This is a genomic window from Paenibacillus sp. RUD330, assembly GCF_002243345.2.
In the GTDB taxonomy this organism is placed as follows: Bacteria; Bacillota; Bacilli; order Paenibacillales; family Paenibacillaceae; genus Paenibacillus_O.
On sequence record NZ_CP022655.2, the window covers coordinates 2,943,523 to 2,965,421 of the forward strand.

Annotated in this window: 22 protein-coding genes; 4 read left to right on the forward strand and 18 right to left on the reverse strand. The window is 62.2% G+C overall.

The annotated features are described in order from the left end of the window. The first annotated feature begins 14 nt into the window (after positions 1–14). The gene (locus CIC07_RS13305) at positions 15–1,049 is read left to right on the forward strand and encodes a HoxN/HupN/NixA family nickel/cobalt transporter (protein ID WP_076356962.1); all 1,035 of its coding nucleotides are present in this window, start codon (positions 15–17) and stop codon (positions 1,047–1,049) included. 263 nt (positions 1,050–1,312) lie between these two features. On the opposite strand, the gene CIC07_RS13310 is transcribed toward CIC07_RS13305, so the two are convergent. The 12 genes from CIC07_RS13310 to CIC07_RS13365 form a co-directional block, all read right to left on the reverse strand. Next, positions 1,313–1,531, reverse strand: a complete 219-nt coding sequence (locus CIC07_RS13310; RefSeq protein ID WP_021878586.1) for a cold-inducible protein YdjO-related protein — start codon at positions 1,529–1,531, stop codon at positions 1,313–1,315. Positions 1,532–1,639: 108 nt separating this feature from the next. After that, positions 1,640–2,392 carry a GNAT family N-acetyltransferase gene (locus CIC07_RS13315; RefSeq protein ID WP_076355571.1) on the reverse strand — a complete coding sequence of 251 codons (753 nt, stop codon included), beginning with the start codon at positions 2,390–2,392 and terminating at the stop codon, positions 1,640–1,642. A gap of 227 nt (positions 2,393–2,619) precedes the next feature. Further along, positions 2,620–3,054, reverse strand: coding sequence for an organic hydroperoxide resistance protein (locus CIC07_RS13320; protein ID WP_076355569.1), 435 nt, complete (start codon positions 3,052–3,054; stop codon positions 2,620–2,622). Between the two features lie 112 nt (positions 3,055–3,166). Then, positions 3,167–3,556 carry a hypothetical protein gene (locus tag CIC07_RS13325; protein ID WP_076355567.1) on the reverse strand — a complete coding sequence of 130 codons (390 nt, stop codon included), beginning with the start codon at positions 3,554–3,556 and terminating at the stop codon, positions 3,167–3,169. Between the two features lie 163 nt (positions 3,557–3,719). Beyond that, the gene (locus CIC07_RS13330; RefSeq protein ID WP_076355565.1) at positions 3,720–4,061 is read right to left on the reverse strand and encodes a hypothetical protein; all 342 of its coding nucleotides are present in this window, start codon (positions 4,059–4,061) and stop codon (positions 3,720–3,722) included. A 55-nt stretch (positions 4,062–4,116) separates the two neighbouring features. Beyond that, positions 4,117–5,109 (reverse strand): serine hydrolase domain-containing protein, encoded by a 993-nt coding sequence (locus CIC07_RS13335; RefSeq protein ID WP_139334415.1) that lies wholly within the window; start codon positions 5,107–5,109, stop codon positions 4,117–4,119. Between the two features lie 191 nt (positions 5,110–5,300). Further along, positions 5,301–6,212, reverse strand: a complete 912-nt coding sequence (locus CIC07_RS13340; RefSeq protein WP_076355561.1) for a helix-turn-helix domain-containing protein — start codon at positions 6,210–6,212, stop codon at positions 5,301–5,303. Between the two features lie 99 nt (positions 6,213–6,311). Next, positions 6,312–8,189: an ABC transporter ATP-binding protein gene (locus CIC07_RS13345; RefSeq protein WP_094248046.1), complete on the reverse strand. Its 1,878-nt coding sequence runs from the start codon at positions 8,187–8,189 to the stop codon at positions 6,312–6,314. After that, positions 8,186–9,937 carry an ABC transporter ATP-binding protein gene (locus CIC07_RS13350; RefSeq protein WP_076355557.1) on the reverse strand — a complete coding sequence of 584 codons (1,752 nt, stop codon included), beginning with the start codon at positions 9,935–9,937 and terminating at the stop codon, positions 8,186–8,188. The genes CIC07_RS13345 and CIC07_RS13350 overlap by 4 nt, the downstream gene beginning before the upstream one ends. A 71-nt stretch (positions 9,938–10,008) precedes the next feature. Further along, the gene (locus CIC07_RS13355) at positions 10,009–10,761 is read right to left on the reverse strand and encodes a DUF421 domain-containing protein (RefSeq protein ID WP_076355555.1); all 753 of its coding nucleotides are present in this window, start codon (positions 10,759–10,761) and stop codon (positions 10,009–10,011) included. Positions 10,762–10,858: 97 nt separating this feature from the next. Next, positions 10,859–11,440: a TraR/DksA C4-type zinc finger protein gene (locus CIC07_RS13360; RefSeq protein WP_076355553.1), complete on the reverse strand. Its 582-nt coding sequence runs from the start codon at positions 11,438–11,440 to the stop codon at positions 10,859–10,861. A gap of 93 nt (positions 11,441–11,533) precedes the next feature. After that, complete coding sequence (locus tag CIC07_RS13365) at positions 11,534–12,283, reverse strand: metallophosphoesterase family protein (RefSeq protein ID WP_076355551.1); 750 nt, start codon at positions 12,281–12,283, stop codon at positions 11,534–11,536. A 96-nt stretch (positions 12,284–12,379) separates the two neighbouring features. Here CIC07_RS13365 and CIC07_RS13370 point away from each other — a divergent pair, with 96 nt between their 5' ends. Then, positions 12,380–12,823 (forward strand): GNAT family N-acetyltransferase, encoded by a 444-nt coding sequence (locus CIC07_RS13370; protein ID WP_076355549.1) that lies wholly within the window; start codon positions 12,380–12,382, stop codon positions 12,821–12,823. Positions 12,824–13,033: 210 nt separating this feature from the next. Here CIC07_RS13370 and CIC07_RS13375 read toward each other — a convergent pair whose 3' ends face one another. Next, complete coding sequence (locus CIC07_RS13375) at positions 13,034–13,306, reverse strand: hypothetical protein (RefSeq protein ID WP_083687949.1); 273 nt, start codon at positions 13,304–13,306, stop codon at positions 13,034–13,036. A 172-nt stretch (positions 13,307–13,478) separates the two neighbouring features. Here CIC07_RS13375 and mprF point away from each other — a divergent pair, with 172 nt between their 5' ends. Continuing rightward, on the forward strand, positions 13,479–16,187 hold the full coding sequence (mprF, locus tag CIC07_RS13380; protein ID WP_346775642.1) for a bifunctional lysylphosphatidylglycerol flippase/synthetase MprF: 2,709 nt from the start codon (positions 13,479–13,481) through the stop codon (positions 16,185–16,187). A gap of 87 nt (positions 16,188–16,274) precedes the next feature. Continuing rightward, positions 16,275–17,393, forward strand: a complete 1,119-nt coding sequence (locus tag CIC07_RS13385) for a polysaccharide deacetylase family protein (protein WP_076355547.1) — start codon at positions 16,275–16,277, stop codon at positions 17,391–17,393. 129 nt (positions 17,394–17,522) lie between these two features. Here CIC07_RS13385 and CIC07_RS13390 read toward each other — a convergent pair whose 3' ends face one another. The 5 genes from CIC07_RS13390 to CIC07_RS13410 form a co-directional block, all read right to left on the reverse strand. After that, a complete protein-coding gene (locus CIC07_RS13390; RefSeq protein WP_076355545.1) occupies positions 17,523–18,230 on the reverse strand; it encodes a DUF4166 domain-containing protein in 708 nt (235 codons plus the stop codon). Beyond that, positions 18,227–19,216, reverse strand: a complete 990-nt coding sequence (locus tag CIC07_RS13395; protein WP_076355543.1) for a DoxX-like family protein — start codon at positions 19,214–19,216, stop codon at positions 18,227–18,229. Before CIC07_RS13395 ends, CIC07_RS13390 begins: the two co-directional genes overlap by 4 nt. Next, a complete protein-coding gene (locus tag CIC07_RS13400; RefSeq protein WP_076355541.1) occupies positions 19,213–19,662 on the reverse strand; it encodes a thiol-disulfide oxidoreductase DCC family protein in 450 nt (149 codons plus the stop codon). The genes CIC07_RS13395 and CIC07_RS13400 overlap by 4 nt, the downstream gene beginning before the upstream one ends. Before the next feature lie 153 nt (positions 19,663–19,815). Continuing rightward, positions 19,816–20,475 (reverse strand): response regulator transcription factor, encoded by a 660-nt coding sequence (locus CIC07_RS13405; protein WP_076355539.1) that lies wholly within the window; start codon positions 20,473–20,475, stop codon positions 19,816–19,818. Beyond that, positions 20,465–21,838 (reverse strand): sensor histidine kinase, encoded by a 1,374-nt coding sequence (locus CIC07_RS13410; protein ID WP_094248047.1) that lies wholly within the window; start codon positions 21,836–21,838, stop codon positions 20,465–20,467. Before CIC07_RS13410 ends, CIC07_RS13405 begins: the two co-directional genes overlap by 11 nt. Positions 21,839–21,899 lie beyond the last annotated feature (61 nt).

Sequence of the window (21,899 nt, forward strand, 5' to 3'; positions counted from 1 at the left end):
AACCTGACATGTCCATGCTTCCATCCTCATCTGCGCCGACATCCGTCCGCAAAGACCGCTCCTGGGCCGCATACGCGGCTGTCGTCCTGCTTCTCCATGCAGCCGGGCTCGCCGGCCTGCTCATGGCCGCGAGCCATCATCCCGCTTTCTGGGGACTCGGAATTCTGGCTTATACGCTCGGTCTCCGGCATGCCTTCGACGCGGATCATATCGCCGCGATCGACAATACGGTGCGCAAGCTCGTCGAGCTCCGCCGCAGTCCTCTGGGCGTCGGCTTCTATTTCTCCCTCGGCCATTCCAGCGTCGTATTCCTCCTGGTGCTCGCCGTCGCCCTGTCCTTCCAATGGGCGCAGGAGCGCCTGCCGGCCATGCAGGAAATCGGAGGCCGGATCGGCATCACCGTCTCCGGCACTTTCCTGCTCGTCATCGGCCTGGCCAATCTGGCCGTCCTCATCCAGCTCTTCAAGCTGAGCCGGATATACCGGGAAGCCGAGCATCGGGAAGAGCTCTCCCGGCTGCTGGAGTCGCGCGGCTGGATCGCCAGGCTCGTCAAGCCGCTGACCGCCTTGGTCAGCAAGAGCTGGCATGTGTATCCGCTCGGCTTCCTGTTCGGACTCGGCTTCGACACGGCGACCGAAATCGGACTGCTCGCGATATCGGCTACGGCGGCTGCGGGCGAGCTGCCCGTCCTCGGCATCCTGTCGCTCCCGATCCTGTTCGCGGCGGGCATGAGCATGCTGGATACAGCGGACGGAATCTTCATGACGAGAGCCTACAGATGGGCGGTGCAGTCTCCTGTGCGGCATCTTCGCTACAACCTGACCGTGACGTTCCTGTCCGTGGCGAGCGCCCTGTTCATCGGAGGCGTCGAAATCGTTCAGATGCTGGACGGCTACTTGCACTGGCGGTCCCCGTTCATGAAAGCAGTCGCCGGACTGGAATTTTCCGAGCTCGGTTATATGCTCGCGGCCTTGTTCGCCCTATCCTGGGGAATATCCTGGCTGGCATGGAGAATTGCCGACGCGAAGGCCAAAGCTTCCAGAGTTTGAGACGAATAGGAGCAGCGAAAAGTTTCCAGCCTGCGCCGCTGGACCGCGTCTTCCGGCATCCTCCCGGCCCGGCGGTCCGATCAGGCGCAGAGAGGCGTCATGGCGCTGCGGCCCCGTCACCGCACTGCCCGGCTCCGGCTGTTTTGCTCGTCTTATTGTACCATATCGCATCGCGTGGATCATGTCTGTACGGCCGGCATCACGAAACAAAACTCGCCCCCGGCATGCCATCAGCCGGGGGCGAAATCATGTATGCTGCCGGATTACAAGCCGTACTCGTCCTTCGGCTTCGGCTTGCGCTTGATTTTATTCTGTACGGCAGGCAGATGCCTCATGCTGCGCAGCATCGGACCTTTGCACATCGGGCACAGCTGCGACTCGGCCGCGAATTCGTCGCGGACCCATGCCTTGCAGTCGGCGTTGCGGCATTTCCATATTTTCGTAGGAATCAGTTCGGGTTTCGTATCTTCGGAAGTCGTCAAGAGGGTGCATTCCTTTCTTCTGTCGGGTCAGTCTGTTGACGCCGTCCCGTCGCAGAGACAGCCTGACTACTATACACCTGCGCCCCGAGCAAAGTAAAGACTTGACAGCTATTCCGGCTGCACCCGGTACCAATACGGATAAGCCTCGCGGTAGCCGAGCTTGGCGTACAATGCTTCTGCCGGCTTGTTGCCGGTAACGACCTGAAGATAGCTCTGGCGCACACCGCGCTGCGAAGCCCAGCGGTACAAGCCGCGGATCAGCTCCGCCGCATGTCCTCGTCCCCTGCAGTCAGGAGCCGTCACGATGTCGTAGAGCCCCAGGTAATCCCCGTCAAGCACTCCGACTCCAAGCGCGGCCGGCCGGCCTTGCGCGTACAGGACGGCGAAGACGCGAGGCAGAGGCGAGGAATCGAACATGGAGACGAAGGTTTTCCCATCGTTCGCCTTGAGCCCGTTCCACTCCACCAGCAGGGACAGCCAATAGGATCTCGGCTGCTCCTCCAGCACGAGCTCGCCCGACCCTGCCGGCACGGCGGCCGGAATCGGCGCCACCATCACGGTCGATGGATCCGCGATCCGGTATCCGCGGCGCGCAAGCACGGAATCGAGATGATCCGGTTCCGTGAACGGCGTGATCTTGAAGATGGCAGGCTGGCCGCTCTCCCGGTAAAACTGCTCGCAGCGGCTGATTTTATGGTCCAGGTCCTGTTCCATCGGACCGAAATGATGCAGCGGTTGAACCGAGTTTGATCTCTTCGTATACCCTTGATTGGCTTTGACGAGCCATCCGCCCAGGCTTCTTGTCTGCAGAGCCGGCCAGCTGTTGAGCGCCGCCTCTTCCACTTCATAGTAGGCTTTCAATGGAGTCCCTCCGAATCTGACTGAATCTCATAAGTATAAATATACTTTATTATTTATTTTTATTCAATTTTCTTTTTCCTAGGACCGCTTTCCTGGATAACGGCAAAAAAAGCATCCTCCCCTGAGGGAAGGATGCTTTGTGCGATGACTCTTCTAGCCCGGGCCGGCATTGGCGCCTTTTCTTCGGGCATGCGGGGGTCTGATCGAGGTCTAGGTCTTAGGTCTTTTCACGCCTGCGCGGATTGGCTCTTCAGCACATTGAGCTCCACTTCGATGTTGCCTCTCGTCGCCTTGGAATAGGGGCATAGCTCATGGGCTTTTTCGGCCAGCTTGCGGGTCTGCTCCAGCTCCGCTCCCGGAATGGAGATGTCCAGCCTCACCGCCAGGGCGAAGCTTTCCCCTTCCTTGAAGATCGACACATGACCGGTCACCTCGGCTCCGCCGGCATCGATTCCTTGCTTGCGGGCCGCGAGCTGCAGCGCGCTTTCGAAGCAGGCCGAATAGCCGGCCGCGAACAGCTGCTCCGGATTGGTCGCTGCGGCGCCGCTGCCGCCCAGCCCCTTCGGCATCGCCAGCGGCAAGTCCAGCACGCCATCCGAAGATTTGACGCTGCCTTGACGGCCGCCGCGGGCCGTTACCTCTGCAGTATAGAGTGCGTCCATGTTGCCTCTCCTCGCTTTCGGTTCATTCATTTGTACATGCTTGAATATAACCTTCCGGACCCGATTTTAATCGCAAAAAAATCCTCCGGGGCACATCCCCGGAGGATAACGTTCAGACCGGCTTCATGCCGCTGTAGGTTCCGATCAGCTGCAGCATGCGGTTCGGGAGCGGCAGCACGAACTGCATCGCGCCCAGCGGAAAGCGTCCGCTCCGGTTGTGCATGGTCGCCGCGGCGACTTGGATGCGGTAGGACGGTCCCTCCGTGAAGCTGACCGCATATTCGGCGGTCTGGTCCTGGTAGGCGCGCAACGGAGCCGCGGGCTTCTTGGGATTGGCGAACGGTACGATGCTCACCATGTCCTCCAGCTTCAGATGATAGTTGGCATGGGGCTTATGATAGATGAGTTCGGAAGTGGTGACGGTCATGCCGAAATCCGGCTTTTTGATCGATAAGAGCAGAGTTCCCTCCAGCTCGCGAACGGGAATGAAATCGGAATTCAAGGGCGCTGCCTCCTTTCGGTTAGGTACCAGCATATCATAAACCGGCGCCGGCGGCCAAAGTCCGGGCCTCATGCCAAACAGCGCCTGCGGAGGGACCGGCAGAGGCCGGATGCCAGCAGGCGCCGTTCCGATTGAAAGGCGGTTCCGTTGCTGTATGGGACGTCTAATGCGTCTGCTGGCCGCCGGAAATGCTGCTCCGGACTTCCTGCTCCGCCGCGCCCACTCGTTCCTTCAGCTTGCGGATCTGCCTCAGCTGCGCGTCCGCCTGCACCTGGATCTGATTTTCCATCATGCTCAGCTCGTGGACGAGCTCCTGCATCGTGTTCACCAGCCCGCGAACCTTCTCGCCGCTGCTGTCCGCTCCCGCACGGTGCAGGGCAGCCTTGCCGGCCTCCTGCTCCTGGATGCGCTTCATGCGCACCTGCTCCTGGAACTGCTCATAGCTCATCGAAAGGCTGTTGATCTCCTCCGAGCCGGAAGCTCCCTGCTGTCCATTCATGTTCATCTCTGACTCCTCCTATTGGGGCTGCTGCCTGGATATCCTTAGAGTGCCCGCTTTCTCACCAAATATGTCCAGCGGCGGCCGGGAGGACCAGTTCCGTAAGGACGCGGCGGGAATAGATCGACTTGCTTCGTCCGTCCAGGCTTTTGCGGACAACGACCGTCATGTCCAGCGACGGAATGACGAACAGGTATTGCCCCCCGTAGCCTAAGGCGAAAAAGTAATCGGGACCGTCCTGCCTGCCCTCGGGAGACACCCACCAGTGGTATCCGTAGCAGCCGTAGATCGCCGGCTCGTAGTGAAGGAGTCCTTTATGATGGGGCTTCTGCGAGTCCGCAATCCATTTTGGGGGAATGATCTGCTGGCCGTTCCACATTCCCTGCTGAAGATAAAGCCTTCCGAACCGGGACAGGTCCTTCATGCCCATCGACAGCCCCGCGCCGGCCTCATGCCCCTCTCCCAGCCGGTTCCATCTGGCGCTGCCGATGCCGGCCGGACGGAACAGATACTTGCGGGCGTACGAGGGCAGGCTTTCCTGCGCGGCTCGGGTCAGAATGATGGCGAGCAGCTGGGAACCTCCCGTATTGTACGTAAATGCCGTTCCCGGCTCATGCGCGAGCTCTCTGCCCATGACGAAGGCGGCCGGTGAAGCGGCCTTCTTCATCTCCCAATACGGCTTGTCGAAATCCGGCCAATCGAGGCCGCTCGTCATCGTGAGGAGATGCTCGATCGTAATGTCCCGCTTGCGGGGATCGTCCGCGATGATTCGGCCGATCCCTTCCTCCTCCATGTCCAAATAAGAAAAGACCGGGTCTGCGATGCTGCCGATCAGTCCCTGTCCGACCGCGATTCCGATCAAGGCCGACAGCACGCTCTTCGTGCAGGAATAGATGGAAGCGGGACGATCCGGGCCTCCGGCCGTCCACTCCAGCAGGCTCTTGCCGCCTTGCTCCGCATAGATGCCTTTGATTTTCCAGCTTGCCAATTGCGTGGCCTGCCTGTCCGTCAGCATGATGGCCGAACCGCATCGGGACGTTGCCGCTTCCGTCACGATGGACACCCCCTTATCGATTCCTGCTAGTAGAATGATGCCGGATGCTCCGGCTTATGCGAATGGATTCCAATACACATCCCCCGCTTTATTGAAACAGTCGGGACGATCCAAGTCAAAAAAGGCTCCGCGCTCCGATTATCGAAGCGCGAAGCCTTCCGTCGATTTCCCGAGTTGATCCGCGGAGGCGATCAGCCCGTCTTGCGCAGCTGGTTGCCGCTGCCCAGACGCTGAAGCAGAATGGCCGACAGCTCCTCCGGCCGGCTCCAGACGATCGGAGACAGCCCTTCCAGAAGAGGCTGCCGCTCCGCGCCGCCGTCCTGCACCGTCCAGATGACCGGCACGCCCGAAGCCGCGGCGCTGCCAGTCGCGAGATAGGCTTCCGGCGGATTGCCGGTCAAGTCGGCCAGCAGCAGGTCGGCATCCGCAGCCTGCTGCAGCAAGCTGCGCCCGTCCTCTTCATCCCGGGTCAGGATGCTCGGGATGTAGCCGCATTGCTGCAGCAGCGGCAGCACATGGCCCGTCCACTCCGGCAGCTCTCCGCCCTTGTCGGCGAACACCAGCGCGCAGGTCTTCGCCGTGCGGCCGGACACGGCCAGCTCCGCGCGGCTCCATCCGCCTTCCGTCAGGCTGAACGTCGAGCCCGTCCGTTCGATGAGCTCCCGCTCGCGCAGCATCTCGATGACATAGACCATCTCCTGCAGGTTCTGGGAGTAGGTCAGGTTGTAGCTGCGCGACAGGCGGTGGATGACGACCGGGTCGCCCGGCGACTCGCTGTTCCTGCGCAAGAAGGCCAGCAGCCTGTCGGCTTTCGCTTCGACCGTCGCAGGCACCTGCGGAGATGCCGGCAGCGTCTCGACCTGCTCGCGGCCAAGCCGGATCTCCTTGCCGCAATCCGCCATTTCCCGTATATATGCCGACGCCAGCGGGAACAGCTCGCGCTGCCGCGGATAAGGGAGCATGCCCAGCTGGTCGTACGTTCCTGCAGCCAGCGAATATTCGGCCCCCGGCGCGCAGTCGCAGCCGATGAAGCGCTCTTCCTGCGCCGGGCCGGCCTTCACCGGCACGATCGCATCGCAAAACAAACATCTCTTTGTATACATGATGATTCCCTCCAATACCAAACCCTTCGTCCCAGTGTACAGGACTTCAGGGGGCATAGGCGGTTAAGGTTCTCTCATGAACCTCTAACGATTCTCATATTAGGAGGCTTCATTTCCAGAAAATTGGCTCCGGTACAGCTCCGCATAGATGCCTCCCCGGGCGATGAGCTCCTCATGCGTGCCTTGCTCCGCTACGGAGCCTTTGTCCATGACGAGAATGACATCGGCGTCCCGGATCGTGGAGAGCCTGTGGGCGATGACGAAACTCGTCCGGCCCTTCATCAGCTCCTTCATCGCATGCCGGATCTGCACTTCCGTGCGCGTATCCACGCTGCTGGTCGCCTCGTCGAGAATGAGGATGGCCGGGTCGGCGAGCAGCGCCCTCGCGATCGTAATCAGCTGCTTCTGCCCTTGGGACAAGTTGCTGGCGTCCTCGTTGAGCACGGTCTCGTAGCCTTCCGGAAGCGTGCGGATGAAGAAATCCGCATGCGCCGCACGGGCCGCATCCTCGATTTCGGCGTCGGTCGCCTCCCTGCGGCCGTAGGCGATATTGTCCCGGATCGTTCCTTTGTACAGCCACGTATCCTGCAGCACCATGCCGAACAGGCTGCGCAGGCTCCCTCGGGCGAGCTGGCGGATATCCCGGCCGTCGATCGTAATCCTGCCGCCGTCCAGCTCGTAGAAGCGGAGGAGCAGGTTCACGAGAGTCGTCTTGCCCGCTCCCGTCGGACCTACGATCGCCGCCGTCTGCCCGCTCTTCACCTCGATCGACAGCCCCTTCATCAAGGGAACCTCCGGCTTGTAGCCGAAATCCACGGATTCGAAGGCGACATCGCCCCGGATGCCGCGTCCGGCTTCCATCGTGCCGTCCGGCTCTTCTTCCTGCTCGTCCAGCAGCTCGAACACCCTCTCCGCCGAAGCCGCGGTCGATTGGATGATATTGGCGATGTTCGCCAGCTGCGTGATCGGCATCGTGAACTGCCTCGCATATTGGATGAACGCCTGGATATCCCCGATCGAGACGCCGCCCCGGGTCACCATCAGACCGCCGACGACGCTGATCAGCACATAGCCCAGGTTGCCGACGAAGGACATGAGCGGCATCAGCGTGCCGCTGATGAACTGGGCGCGCCAGGCGGATTGGTACAGCTTGCCGTTGATCGCCTCGAAGCGCTCCAGCGAATCCTTCTCCCGGCCGAAGGCTTTGACGATCCGATGTCCGGTGAACATTTCCTCCACATGGCCGTTCAGCTCGCCGATCGACCGCTGCTGGCCGGCAAAATGCTTTTGCGACCGCTTGGCAACCGCCTTGGTGACCAGGAAGCTGAGCGGCAGCGTGACAAAGACGATCAGCGTCAGCAAGGGGCTGATCGTCAGCATCATGACGATGACGCCGACCAGCGTGACGGCCGAGGTGATGAGCTGCGTCAAGCTCTGCTGCAGCGTGCCGCTGATGTTGTCCACGTCGTTGACGACCCGGCTCAGAATATCGCCGTGCGACTTGGCGTCGTAGAACTGCAGAGGAAGCCTCTGCAGCTTGTCGTCCACTTCCTTCCTCAGCCGATATACCGCTCCTTGGGTAACGCCGGCCATCAGATATTGCTGGACGTACCCGAACAGGAAGCTGAGGACATACAAGCCTGCCAGCCATCCCAGCACATGCAGCAAGCCGGCATAATCGAACGCGGCGCCGGCGGCTCCATTCATCCTCGCCACGACGCCCTTCACAATGATGTCTGTCCCGTGCCCGAGCAGCTTGGGACCGACGATCGAGAACACCGAAGCGGCGATCGCGCTTAACAGCACAAGGAGCAGCCGCATCCGGTACGGCTTCAGGAAGCGCAGCAGGCGCAGCATCGTTTTCTTGAATTCCTTGGGCTTCTCCCCGGGCATCATCGCACCGGGGCCCGGCCCTCCGCCCATCCGCGGCATGGCGCCCGGATGGCGCCCCGGCGGCATCCGCCGTTCCTGACTCATGCCGATTCCTCCTCTGTCCGGAGCTGGGATTCCACGATCTCGCGGTATACGCCGCAGGACTCCATCAGCTCCGCATGGGTTCCGTCGCCGGCCAGCCGCCCTTCCTCGAGCACCAGGATGCGGTCCGCAGCCATGACGGAGCTCACCCGCTGGGCGACCACCAGCACGGCGGCCCCTCCCGTCTCTTCCGCCAGGGCAGCGCGAAGCCTGGCTTCCGTCGAAGCATCGAGAGCCGAGAAGCTGTCGTCGAACAGATACAGCGCGGGACGGCGCACAAGCGCCCTCGCGATCGAGAGCCGCTGCTTCTGCCCTCCCGACAGGTTGGCTCCGCCTTGGGCGATGGCCGTCGAGAAGCCTTCCGGCATCGCTTCGACGAAGCCGGCGGCCTGCGCGACCTCGGCGGCACGGGATACTTCGGCATCCGTCGCATCCTCCTTGCCGTAGCGGATGTTGTCGCTGACCGAGCCGGAGAACAGCAGCGCCTTTTGCGGCACGAGGCCGATTCCTGCGCGAAGCTCCCCCTGGGGCAAGCTTTTGACATCCCTGCCCCCGACCCGCACCTCTCCCTCGCCCGCATCGTAAAACCGCATGATGAGGTTCAGCAAGGTCGTCTTGCCGGAGCCGGTTCCGCCGATGACAGCCGTCGTCTCTCCCGCCCTGGCCGTGAAGCTGACCCGGTCCAGCGCAGGCCGTTCGGCTCCGGGATAATGGAAGCTGACTTCGCGGAATTCAACCTCCCCGCGGAGCGCGCCTGCGCTCGGCGAGGCTGGAGACGATATCTTCGCGGCTTGCCCGTCGGTAATCGTCGGAACGATAGCCAGCATCTCGTTGATCCGGGCTGCGGACGTCGCTGCGCGCGGCACCATGGCGAACATCATGGACATCATGACGAGCGAGAACATGATCTGGCTGGCATACTGGATGAACGCAATCAGGCTGCCGATATTCATGTCTCCCGCATCGATCCGCTTCGCTCCGAACCAGACGATGAGCACGGTCGTCAGGTTCATGATCAGCATCATCGTCGGCATCAGGATCGCCATCATCCGGTTGACGCGCAGCGCCGTATCGGCCAGATCGCGGCTGGCCGTGTCGAATCTTCCCTGCTCGTAATCCTCGCGGTTGAAGGAGCGGATGACCCTGATGCCGGTCAAGCCTTCGCGCAGGACGAGGTTCAGCCTGTCGAGCTTGACCTGCATCGCCCTGAACAGCGGTATCGCCTTGCGCATGACGGCGAAGATCGTAAGGCCGATGACCGGAATGACCGCGACAAGGAGCAGGGAAAGCTTCGCATCCTTGGAGAAGGCCATGATCAGCCCGCCGATGCACATCATCGGCGCGCTGACCATCATTCTCATCATCATGATCAGGACCTGCTGCACCTGATTGACGTCGTTCGTCGTCCTGTTGATCATCGAAGCCGTCCCGATCCGGTCGAACTCGGGCAGCGAGAACTTCTCCGCATGTCCGAACAGCTTCGAGCGGGCGCTGCGGCCGAAGCCGGAGGCGACGCGGGACGACATGTAGCTGGAGGCGATGATGCAGGCCGCCCCTGCGGCGGACACGAGCAGCATGAAGCCGCCTATTTTCCAGATGTAAGGCACGTCGCCCTTCAAAATGCCCTTGTCCACGATGTCCGACAGCAGCGTCGGAAGATACAGGTCGGACAACGATTGGCAAAAGACGAGCGCCAATACGGCCGCAATCTGGAGCCGGAATGGCTTCAGCAGCCGAAACAGCTTGAACAAGGCTCCCCCTCCTTATTTTACTTCTAAACCAATTCATTCCTACCCATCTTAAGCTTCCCCGAAATCTTCTGTCAAACAAGGTCTTCTCCGGCTTTTTCAGCCGACCGATCCGTGCTTTGAAGCTTCCTGGCTCCCGGCTCTGGAGGCCGCTGCGATTGAAGCTGATAGAACAAGCCGCTGGCGTCCGACCATTCCGCATAGAGGATTTCCCTTTCATCGCCGATGCCGATATGCGCGAGCAATCCGAGCAGCCAACGGCGGTCCCTGCCCAGCCGCTCCAGCGCCCTGTCGACGATGTCTCCGTCCTCGATCACGCTCTCCGGCAAGGATGGGCTGTCCGGCGTCTCCTCCTGTTGATGGCCGCCTGCGGCCGGCTTGCTCAGGACGCTGATGCTGCCGTTCGTCTCGAACAGCGCGTAGGCGACATCGCGCACGGAAAAAACGCCGTTCTCGCGCAGCAGCATGCTCAGCTGGCCGAAGTCCAGATTGTTCCTCTTCATCGCCGCCCGGTCGATGATTCCTTCCCGGATGACCAGATCCGGCGAGCCCGTCACCCGCCTGGCCAGCCATGGAATCCGGTTCAGCAGCTTCTCCGTGCCGTAGGACAGCAGCGTCCAGACTGCCAAGGCGAACACGAGATGGCCGTAGCCGACCTCCTTGTCGTAGATCGTATTGCCGACCAGCTCGCTCAGCATAAGCGAAGAAACGAAGTCGAATGCGGTCAGCTGCGAGATCTCCTTTTTGCCCAGCACTTTGGTCATGATCATGAGGCTGACCAGGGCGATCAGCAGCTTGAGCGCGATTTGCCCGAATAATGGATCCATTCCGTCTCTCCCTCCCGGTATCAATCCGAAAAAAAACCGGACCGCGGAACGGTCCGATTTCTTAGATATGGCAATGGCAGCGCCAGGAACGCTTCGCCTAGCGGAGCTTCTCCATTTCATTCGCGGCCTCGGCGCCTTCCGGCTGGGCGGCGACCGTGTCGGAGGCGTTGCCGTATTCCTCCAGCGTCTTCCATGCATCCGCGTCGTCGAAGCGGCCGGCATGGGCTTGCCTGCTCTCGCCCGCTCCCGTCGGCGGCAGCGTCATGACCTCTTCTTCGACGGGACGGTAGTCCCCCATCTCCTGATGAGGCACGTTGTCGACCGTATGCCGGGTCGAGGGGATCGCTTCGAGCCGCTCGTAAGGAATCGGCTCTCCGGTGGAAGCGTCCAGGCCGTACCTGCCTTCCTCCATCAAGCTCAGCGCGCGGTTCACTTGGGCGAGCTTCTTGCCCAGCTTTTCATCGAGCGCCATGTCGCGCTCCTTCTCGAACGTCACGGTCCCGGAATCGGCCGGATGATTGTCGTAGCTGGACAGCTCTCCGTCGGAGTCCGACGCGGCCAGAGGCGCTCCCTCCAGATCGGTTTCCCGATTGAGGTCGAAGTGGGCCTCCAGCTCCTTCTTCTCCTGCAGCAGGCTGTTCTTCAGAAAGTCCAGCTGGGATGGCTTGAGATGTTTCATGCTGTCTCCTCCTAAGCAATTCGTTCTATAGCTACCTATACCCTTGGGAAGATACAAATGAAGCAAGCGTCTCCAGCGGAACGGCCGCATGCCTCAGCAGCCTGACGGGAATTCTCCAGCGATGACGGCATCCTCGCTTACGCCGCCGGCGGCGTCGATCAGCAGGGCGTTGAGACGGCCTCCCGCCGCGCAGCCGCCGTCGATTCCGATCTTGTCTCCGCCGAACCAGACCGACGGCCCCTTCTGGAATTTGATCGTCCGCGTATGGCCGAAGACGACGGTTTTGCCCGCCGTCACCGGAGCGTGGTGGAACGGCTCCCTTATCCACATGAACAGCTCTCTGGGCTGGTCCTTCCAGCTCGCCCCGGCAGCCGGATCGATTCCCGCATGGACATAAATGTAGGCTTCATCCTCCGCATGCAGCTCCAGGCTGTCCAGCAGCTCGACATGCTCCTTGAATTCGGTGCGGATAAGCCGGAGCATGTCGGAGGCGTCTGCAGCCCCGCGGTATTCCATGCCGGCTGCGCGAGCGTAGCTCCGCAGCGTTTCGTGCCCCCCTTGACCGAGAAACTTGTCGAGCAGCTCGGGCTCGGGATGGCGCAGGCATTGCAGGAAGCGCTGGTCATGATTGCCTCTCAGCGCGGTCGCCCGGCCTCCGCCTTCCCGCAGCAGAGCCATGACGGCGTTGATGGCGCCGCAGCTGTCCGGTCCTCGGTCCACATAATCGCCGAGCAGGATCAGCCTGTCCTCGCCAGGGCGATAACCGGTTTTCTGCAGAAGCTCTCCAAGCTCCCGGCTGCAGCCGTGAATGTCGCTGATGGCGATCGTTCGAAATCTATCCATGTTGGAGCCCTCCTTGTTGTCGCCCTCATGATTGCGGTTGCCGGCGCCGATTTGCTACAATACACCGGAAGCGATCAGCGGAAGGGATGATGACGAATGTTGTCTGCAACCATAGTCCAAAGTAAAGAACAGCTGGAGCAATGCCTCCACATCCGCAGGGAAGTGTTCGTCCGGGAGCAGGGAGTTTCCATCGAAGAAGAGCTCGACCGTTACGACGAGTCTCCGGAATCGTGCATCCACGTTCTCCTGAGCGACGACGCCGCGCCGGTCGGAACGGGCCGGGTCAAGTCGTTCGAGGGCAACAGCGCCAAGCTGCAGCGGATCGCAGTCCTGGCCTCCATGCGCGGCCGCGGCGCCGGCTCCGCCATCGTGCAGGCGATGGAGCAAGCCGCTCGGGAGGCCGGGTACGGCCGCGCCGTGCTTGACGCCCAATGCCAGGCGGAGCCGTTCTACGCCAAGCTCGGGTACAAGCCGGTGTCGCCCGATATCTTCCTCGATGCAGGAATTCCGCATGTCAGGATGAGCAAGGAGCTGGGCTAGTTCCGGGCGGAGGGAGAACGGCCTCCAGCAATTCGTTGTTCACTGATTCTCGCATAATTTCCCATTTTGGAACAGCGCCATTATCTCTTTTCATCGGCTCTCCTCCCGCCCTCCTTCCCGGCGATGCAAAAAATCGGAAAGGATAAGGAACAGAGCGCAAAAACCCGCATGCGGATTCTCCCTCGCATGCGGGTTTTCAGTTGCTTCCGTTCAGTCTTGCTTGAGCGCGTCCTTGGCGGCGGCGATCAAGGCGTCGTAGAACTCGTCGTTGTCCTCGAGCTCCTCCTCCACCGCCTCGATCTCCGTTTCCGGCCCTGCCTCGTCCTTGAAGAACAAGCCGTATGCCCAGTCCTTGCCTCTCTTGTTGCTCTGCAGCGCGATTTCGTAGGCCTTCTTATGTCCTTCGATCTTGAATTGAACTTGTCCGACATAACCGCCGTCTTCGGCGACCGTCATCTCGGCATGGATGATTTCCCACTTCACTTGCTGCTTCCCCCTCGTCGTTCATGACCTTATCATACTTAACCTTGTCCCGGATTTCCAGCGCATTTGCCCCCGAAGCGGCGACGGACGGAAGAAATGGCGGGAAGGGTGTGTTAACATACGAAGGACAGGAAGTCATCCGGTATATTCAGGGAAAGGCGGACAATCGCAAATGAATCCATCCCATCCATCCAACCCGACCGACGAAAATAAAGCCTGCGAGGAAGAACAGGAAAGCGGCAAGGCCGAATCCCGTCCATGGATGAAGGCTCTCAAGGCGCTTGAGCCGATCTATCGGATCAAGGCGCTGCGGCTGCTGCTGCCCGTATTCGTCATCGGACTCGTCTTCTTCGAAGGCAGGCATCTGTTCCATGACATGTCCGCCGGCACGATGCTCCGCGAGCTGCGGCGTCTGCCGGATCGGGACATGCTGCTGCTGCTGGCGGCAGGCCTTGCGGCCGCGGCTGCCATGAGCGGCTACGACTTTGTCGTCCGCCGCCATTTCCGGCTCGAGATCGGCCGGTGGACGACCTTCCGCTTCGGATGGATCGCCAATACGTCCAACAACGTGCTCGGCTTCGCCGGATTCACCGGAGCCGGCCTCAGGGCGCTGCTCTACCGGGGCGAGGGCGTGCCGGTGCAGACGGCGGCCAAAGCCGTCGTCTTCCTGTCGCCGGTCATGATCGCCGGCTTGTCCATCATGGCCTGGGGAGACGCTTTCGGCCTCCTCCATGCCTCCAAGCTGTTCGATGCGCATCCTTGGCTGTACCCGGCCGTCTGGGGCATGGCGCTGTACGTGCCGCTGTTTCTGGCCATGCAGCGCTCCAAGCTGTACGCCCGCTGGTTCAACAGGGGGGAAAGCCAGCTGCCCTGGCGCGTCATAACGGCAAGCCTCGGCGCGTCGCTGCTGGAATGGCTGTCGGCGGCGGCCGTATTCACGCTCGCGGCGGACATCATGCTGCCGGAGCTGCCTGCCGATACGGTGCTCGGCATCTATGTCGCGGCCGCAGTGGCCGGCCTTGTGAGCATGGCGCCGGGAGGCGCAGGCGCCTTCGACCTCATCGCCGTGCTGGGACTGCAGCTGTACGGCGGCCATGCCAACCGGGCGCTGGCCATCCTTCTGCTGTTCCGCATCTTCTATTATCTGATTCCATGGATCATCGGCCTCATCCTGGCCGCAATCGAGCTCATTCCCCGGCGCAGACGCGATCCCGTGCCTGAGAACGAGAAGCTGCAGAACGCATTCAACGCCTGGCAGCGATTCTGGTCCTGGCCCGGACAGAACGCTTATATCGGAGATATCGGCGTCTGGGCTCTATCCAAGCTCGTGCTCGCGGCCGGAGCGGTGCTGCTGCTGTCCGCGGCGACGCCGGGCTTGCTGGGCAGGCTGGAGCTGACCGAAGGGCTGCTCACTTTGCCGGTCATGCACATTTCCCATCATCTTTCCGTCATGATCGGAATCGTGCTCGTCATGCTGTCGAGGGGAATTTCTCTCAAGGTGAAGCGGGCCTACATCGCCGTCCTCGTCCTGCTCGTCGCTGGCGCAGTCTTCACCTTCGCCAAGGCGTTCGACTACGAGGAAGCCGTCTTCCTGCTCCTCGTCGCCTTGCTGCTGTGGATTTCCCGTTCGCGCTTCTATCGCCGGAGCGCGCCGCTCGGGGCCGGCCGGCTCGGAGCCATGCTGGGCATATCCGCTGTCGTGGCGTTCCTGTACAGCTTTGTCGCCGACCATTCCGGCAAAGGATTCCTGCATCATCTCCCGCGCTCGTTCGACCGCAGCCTGCTCCTGTCATCCGGCGAGCATGCGGCAGGCGCCGCCCTGGGACTTGCCGGAGCCTGGATCTTCCTCGCCGCCCTCATGCTGCTGCGTCCCGGACGGCCGCCGGGCTCCGCGCCGGACGAGCGGGACCTTGAGAAGCTTCGCACCTTCGTCGGAGGCAAGCAGGGCAATCCTCTCACTCCGATTCTGTATACAGGCGACAAAAGCCTGTTCTGGGCGGCGGACGGCGCAGCCCTTATTCCCTATGCCCGGATCCGCGGCAGGCTGGTCGCTCTCGGAGATCCGCTCGGTCCGATGGAGCTTGCGAGCCGGGCCGTGCAGGAATTCCAGACGTACGCCGACCGGTATGCGATGACGCCGGTCTTTTACCAGGCAAGTCCGGACTATCTCCCCGTCTACCACGAGAACGGCTTGCGGTTTTTCAAGCTAGGGGAAGAAGCGTTCGCCGATCCTGCCGCCTTCACGCTTGCAGGCAAAAGCCAGGCCGCCCTGCGCAGCGTCCGCAACCGCTTCGACCGGGACGGCTTCAGCTTCCGCATGGCCGCGCCTCCGCACAGCCGCGAGCTCATGGACGAGCTCCGGACGGTGTCCGACGCCTGGCTTGGCGGCCGCCGCGAGAAGGGCTTCTCGCTCGGCTGGTTCAAGGACGATTATTTGCAGCGTTTTCCGATTGCGCTGATCAGCGGCCCGGACGGCAGGACGGCCGCCTTCGCCTCGCTCGCCCCGTCGGAGGACGGCGGCAGGACGATGTCGGTCGATCTGATGAGGCATCTGCCCGGAGCCCCCAACGGGGTGATGGACCTGCTGTTCATCCGTCTGCTGGAATGGTGCAAGGCCGCAGGCTTCGACCGCTTCAATCTCGGCATGGCTCCGCTTGCGAGCGTCGGCGGCAGCAGCAAATCCTTCCGCGAGGAGAAGCTCGCCCGGCTCGTCTTCCAGTACGGTGGGCACTGGTACGGATTCCAGGGGCTGCGCCGCTACAAGGAGAAGTTCGACCCCGTCTGGGAGCCGCGTTACCTGGCTTACCCGGAAGCGACGAGCCTGCCGCTGCTGCTGCTCGATCTCGTCCAGCTCGTCTCCCGGAAGGCGGACAAGCGCTGAAGCGTGATCGCCGCCCGATTTTCAGCTTTCCTTAAGCTTGGGATGGTACGCTCCGTTACGACACGGATGCGAAAGAAGGCAGACGATATGAAATGGAAAGTTCCTGCGGCGGCAAGCGCTGCCGCCCTGCTGGCAGCTGCAGCCTTGCTTGGCCTCATGCTGTACCGCGGCGTCGTCGGCAAGCCCCTTGCCGGACATACCTCCGCCGCGCAGCTCCCCTCATCCAAAGGCTGGAGCCAACAGCCTGCCCGAAGCAAGCATAAGGGAGGCCGTTCGCCCAACGGAGGCGCCGCTCCGGTCCCCATAATTCCGGTTCCGGCATCCGTGCCGGCTTCGTTCCAAGGCAAAGTAGGCGTGCTCATGTACCATGACATCGAGCCGGCCGCAGCCGGAGCCGACTCGATCACGCCGGGGCAGTTCGCCTCCGAGCTCGACGGTCTCCGCAAGATCGGCTACCGGATCATCTCGCTGCAGCAGTTCCGCATGTTCATGCAGGGCAAGCAAGATGTGCCGCAAGGCTCGCTGCTCATTACGTTCGACGACGGCTACGAGAGCTTTTACCGTTATGCCTATCCCATTCTGAAGCAGCGCGGCCTAAGCGGAGCCTGCTTTGTCGTTACCGGCGATTTCAGCCCTTCGGCTCTCGTCTACACGCCGCATATGACGCCCGCGGAGATAGCGAAGATGGAATCCGACGATCCCGTGATGGAGGTCCAGGCGCACTCCGACGCGCTGCATGTCAAAATCGACCGCCGCCATGACTTGCTCACGGGCCGCATTCTCCGTGCCGGCAGGCTCGAAAGCGATGCCGATTATCGGGCCCGAATTACAGCCGACACGATCAAATGCCTGTCCGCCCTGCGGCCGCTCAACTCCCATCCGGTGGATTCGTTCGCTTATCCTTACGGCCTGCATACACCCGAGGCGGTTTCCCTGCTGCGCGCGCAAGAAATCAAATACGCCTTCACGACCGCTCCCGGGCTCGCAAGCCGCAACTCCGACGCGATGCTTCTGCCTCGGGTCAATGCCGGATCGCCGGCGATCTCGACCGCGTCGATCGCGGCCGAGCTGAACCGGCTTGCCGCCGCCATGCCGCCGCTGCGCAAGGGGGCGGGGGTCGCTGCGCAGGCTCCGAGCCCTACGGCGCCTCACGCCGGTACGGGAAGGCTGTCTACTCCCGCACCCAGCGCGCTCCAAGCCTCTTGAAGGACAGCTGGCGATCAGCCTCCGCGATGTCTTAACTGCGTCGGATGCCCCTTAACAGCCATCGAAAGACTCTAACAGCCGTCAGATGACCCTAAACAGCCCCCGGATGCCCCGCATCCGGGGGCTGTTTCATTCCCGGCGCTCCGTGCGGATCGGAAGCGCATGCGGAGGCACGGCGGCTGCGGCCCGTTCCATCCTGTTCTCGAAACGGCCCTCGTAGCGGAACACATCGCCCAAAAGCGGGCTTTTCACCCCGACACGGATCCGGAACAGACCCGCCTCGTCGTCGAACCATTCCTCTACATCCGCTCGGCCGGTAAATGCATCCGGAAAGCGGAATCCCGCCCAGCCCTCGTAGAACCTCTGCGCACCCGAGCGCAGCCGGATGCCGCCGGCCGCTGTCGGCTCGATCTCCAGATCGACCGCCAGATGCTGCCTGTTCCCGAGATAGTCGACGATGCAGCCCCGGCTGCGGCTGAAAACCATCGTCGCATCGAAGCGGCGGATCCGCTTCGGGAAGCGGAAGGTGCGGATCCAGGTGACGGTCTCCCTCCCGAACCGGTCCTTGTAGCTGTAATTTTCCACCGTGAACGGAACGGCCGCACCGCTCTCCGGAAACAGGATATGGCGCCGGGTGCCGATATGGAGCGGAAGCTTGGCCAGCCGGTTGTGCCAGACGACATCCATGCAGCCGCTGCCGACTGCCGCGGCGGCGGAGCCGCTGTGCAAGGAGAAGCGCTCCCGGACTCGGGGATGCAGCTTGCCGAACTCCTTTCCGAGCGCAAGCTCGTAGATCGACTTGCCGGCATTCCGGCCGGCATCTTGGAACCTGTTCATGACGTCGGTCTCCTTCCTATTCCTAGACTCCGTTTCTCTTCTGCCCTCGGCTGCTTGCGCAGGCATCTCGAAGCCCGGGGGCAATATGGGACCGCAATCGCCGCAGCCGCCGACAGCACGAGCAGCGGAACCGTTGTCGTCAGCGGGTTGAACGGCTCGGACAACAGCTCCGGACGGAGCGCGGCTCCGCATGCGGACAGCAGCAGCATGCAGGCGGCCTGGATGGCGATGACCGCTCGGGAATGCCTGCAGACCGCTAAAAGGACGGCTGCGGCAGCTTCCGCCCAGCCGAGCAGGTGCAGGGCGGACGTTTGCTCCGGCGATGCCAAACCAATCCCCGCCAGCATGCCGAGCTCCGTGCCGGAGTCGTGGAGCAGCTTCGGCACGATACCTTCGTAGAGCCACATGCCCGCAAGAGCGGTTATAGACAACAGATGAATGGCTGCCATGGCGATGACCAGCTCCGGCTGCCACCCCTTCTCGGCCCACATCCGGAGCCGATCGAAGCTCCACGCTGTCGCCCACCCCATTAGCGGCCGGAACAAATATCGGTCCGCCAGCTTCCCGGCGATTCCAAACCGGGTCGAGTACGTGTAGCGGGTCATGAACCGCAGCCCTTCCTCCGTCTGCTCATACTGCCAGTAACCCGCTCCAGACCGGAGCAAGACCCATTTTTGGGAGGAGGAGAACCGTAACGTCGACATCCTCCGGCCGGCTGCGGCGTCCGGCCGCGTCTTCGTTTCCCCGAAGCCTTCGACAGCCGCTCCGAAGCCGATCCGCGTCCGGTAGCGGAACAGCCTTCCTGTCCGTCCCTCCGCTTGCGGCAGAAAATCGATGGACGTAAACCGAAGATCCCAGCGTTCATGAAGCTTGGGCTGCTGGGTCAGCCGCCAAAGCTCCTCAATGCCGCAGCGCATCTTCATTTCAACGTAGATCGGCGGGAGAGATTCCTTCCCCTTAACATGGCTGCCCCCGGACCGGCTCATTTTCCCGCCTCCTCCGGCTCATCCAGCAGCCGGAGAGCCTCTTCGGCGCTTTCCACCTGCTTGCCGCGGATTCGTTCCGCATCCAGCAGGCTGCAGCTTCCTTGCGGCGCCAGCCGATGCCGGAGCTTGGCCAGTGCGTCATAGCCGGCATCCCGGATGCCGGAAGGCAGCGCCTGCAAAAGGGCGGCGGGCACCCGGCCGCCTCGGAGCATGGACAGCAGGAGCATGGCAGCCGTTCCTTTCGTGTATGCTCTCTCCTCCGTCACCAGGACGAAGCTGTTCCGTGCCGCCGCCGGCTGCCCGTGCCGCTCCAGAATGACGCGAGCCGCCTCGGATTGCAGCGCAGCGAACCGCAGCCTGTCCTCCGGATCCCGATTGGCGGCGAATCGCGTCAACGCTCCGCAAAGCGCGCAGCTTCCGTCAACAAGCGCGATCGATCGTTTCATTGCACAGCCCTCCCTTTCATCGCCTTTTCCTGATGCTTCTATCGTACCGCGGCTGCGCAGACAGCATCAGGCCTCAAAAGAAGAGGAGGGAACGGCAAAGAGGGCCTACATTGCGTAGGCCCTCTTTGCCATGCATATGCCGCCGCGTCCGGCTCAATCCCGCTCGCTTCCGGCGCCGTCCCCGTCCCCTCTCTTGATTTTGCGCACCGCTTCGCGGCTGCTGCGCGCGCCGAGCTTCTTGAGGATCCGGTTCACCTGGTTTTTCAGCGTGCTCTCGCTCTTGTAGAGCCTTCTGCCGATCTCGGCCTGAGTCGTGCCGCTCTCGATCAGCTCATACACCTCCCGCTCGGATGGAGTCAGCGGCTGAAGCTGCTCCTCACGCTTGAGCCTGCGGAATTCCTTCAGCAGCGCCTGCATGGGCGCCGGCTGATGGACGGCCTTGCGGATCGCGGCCGGCAGCTCCCGGTAGTCCGTCTTCTCGATGTACTGCACCGCGCCGGAACCGAATGCCCGGGTCATCGCCGACTCCTCGCCTACGGAGGTCAGCATGATGATCGGCGAATTCCGCAGCTCCAGCAGGTCGGCGGCTGCTCTTATTCCGTCCCGGACACCTTCGCCGAGCTGGATGTCCATCAGGACGACATCATATTCCAAGGCGGCGGCCACCTTAAGGGCCTCTTCCGGCCCACGCGCGGAAGCTGCCAGGAGCATATCCGGCTCGGCGCTCAGAAAGCGGCTCATCGCGCGGATCCAGTCCGGGTCGTCTTCCACCATCAAGATCCGGATCAGCCGATTGTCATGCTCATTTCCCATTCCTTGGTCCAGCCTCCCTTTTTCCATCCGGCATACGGCTTGGCGCCATCGTCAGCTCGAGCGTCGTTCCGGTTCCTTCGACTGTGCTGACGCGGACCCTGCCTCCGGCCCGCTTCATGACCTGGTACACATACGACAAGCCGATTCCATAATTGCTCCTTCCCTGCTTCGTGCTGTAGAAGGGCAGGAACAGATAGGGCAGATGGACGGCGGCGATGCCGGGGCCGTCGTCGGCGATCCGAACGACAAGCTTTCTCCGCTCCCGCAGCAGGCTTGCCGAGACGGTCCCTCCCGGACCAGCCGCTTCGACTCCGTTGGAGATGACGTTCACGAGCGCTTCCTCGAGATGGAACGGATCGCAGCTCACATGCGCAGCAGAACGGATATCGCCTGCAGCGAGCGAGACGCCGCGGAGAGCGGCGGCGGCGCTGCATCGGGCAACGGAACGCAGCAGCAGCTCGTCCAGGCGGCAATGCTGCTCCCGCCAATCCATCTCCCTCGTCTGGCCGTGAATTCTCGTCACCGCATCCAGCATCCGATCGGCGGAATCCCGGATCAGCTCCAGGCTTTCTGCCGCGCTGCCCTCCGCCGCGAGCCGAGGCTCCGCCATGTTCAGCTCCCGATCGAGCAGCTCGGCTCCGATCTTGATTTTGCCGATTTCGTTTTTCAGGGAATGGCTCAGCATCGAGGCGCCCATGCCTGCCGTCCGCATCGCGCTCTCGACGGGATCGCGCTCTACGCGGAGCCTGATGCCAAGAACGCCGTAAAGAAAAATGGCGACCAGAGCGGCTCCCATCGAATAGGCGATGAACATGGCCACATAGGGAAAGAAATCGTACTGGGGCCGCAGCGCGCGGCCGACGTTGATAAAGCCCAGGACTCCGAGAAGCGTCGGCACCATGACGGCCGTCAAGGCCAGTCTGCTCCTGCGGCTGGCGGCATGCCGCTCCCTGTGCAGCGACACGAGGAGGCATGCGCAGGCTGCGGCGTAATAGGGCCCCGCCCATACCAGCAGCATGCCGTAGTTCGGGGCATGTGCGGGCGCCAGCAGCCAAGCGCCGGCGGCAGATGCAGCCGGCGGCGCCAGCAGCAGCAGCTTGGCGGCCGTCCGCTGCCTGCTTGACGGCAGGAAGCCGCCATACAGCAGGTAGAAAATGAGGACCGCGTAAGGAGTCAGGCATGCATTGAACAATCCGGCAGCCTCCGCGAAGCCTGACAGTCCCCGCTGCCGAAGCTGCTCCGTCAAGCCTCCCGAAGCCGCCGTCAGCATGAAGATGGCAGCCCAGCGGTTGACCGCTTCCTGCGGCCGCGCCAGCCAGGCTGCCGCCCCTGCGGCTGTAAGAGCCGCGAAATAATAAAGCACGGATCCACCCCTTTGTCAGCTCATACTGCCATTATATCGGATAAGTGGCCGGAGCAGCTTG

Bases quoted from the DNA above. Each gene is read 5' to 3' on its own strand.
- CIC07_RS13305 (WP_076356962.1), top strand. From the start codon at position 15: ATGCTTCCATCCTCATCTGCGCCGACATCCGTCCGCAAAGACCGCTCC.
- CIC07_RS13320 (WP_076355569.1), bottom strand. From the start codon at position 3,054: ATGGACGCACTCTATACTGCAGAGGTAACGGCCCGCGGCGGCCGTCAA.
- CIC07_RS13330 (WP_076355565.1), bottom strand. From the start codon at position 4,061: ATGAACATGAATGGACAGCAGGGAGCTTCCGGCTCGGAGGAGATCAAC.
- CIC07_RS13340 (WP_076355561.1), bottom strand. From the start codon at position 6,212: ATGTATACAAAGAGATGTTTGTTTTGCGATGCGATCGTGCCGGTGAAG.
- CIC07_RS13345 (WP_094248046.1), bottom strand. From the start codon at position 8,189: ATGAGTCAGGAACGGCGGATGCCGCCGGGGCGCCATCCGGGCGCCATG.
- CIC07_RS13355 (WP_076355555.1), bottom strand. From the start codon at position 10,761: ATGGATCCATTATTCGGGCAAATCGCGCTCAAGCTGCTGATCGCCCTG.
- CIC07_RS13360 (WP_076355553.1), bottom strand. From the start codon at position 11,440: ATGAAACATCTCAAGCCATCCCAGCTGGACTTTCTGAAGAACAGCCTG.
- CIC07_RS13365 (WP_076355551.1), bottom strand. From the start codon at position 12,283: ATGGATAGATTTCGAACGATCGCCATCAGCGACATTCACGGCTGCAGC.
- CIC07_RS13370 (WP_076355549.1), top strand. From the start codon at position 12,380: ATGTTGTCTGCAACCATAGTCCAAAGTAAAGAACAGCTGGAGCAATGC.
- mprF (WP_346775642.1), top strand. From the start codon at position 13,479: ATGAATCCATCCCATCCATCCAACCCGACCGACGAAAATAAAGCCTGC.
- CIC07_RS13385 (WP_076355547.1), top strand. From the start codon at position 16,275: ATGAAATGGAAAGTTCCTGCGGCGGCAAGCGCTGCCGCCCTGCTGGCA.
- CIC07_RS13390 (WP_076355545.1), bottom strand. From the start codon at position 18,230: ATGAACAGGTTCCAAGATGCCGGCCGGAATGCCGGCAAGTCGATCTAC.
- CIC07_RS13395 (WP_076355543.1), bottom strand. From the start codon at position 19,216: ATGAGCCGGTCCGGGGGCAGCCATGTTAAGGGGAAGGAATCTCTCCCG.
- CIC07_RS13400 (WP_076355541.1), bottom strand. From the start codon at position 19,662: ATGAAACGATCGATCGCGCTTGTTGACGGAAGCTGCGCGCTTTGCGGA.
- CIC07_RS13405 (WP_076355539.1), bottom strand. From the start codon at position 20,475: ATGGGAAATGAGCATGACAATCGGCTGATCCGGATCTTGATGGTGGAA.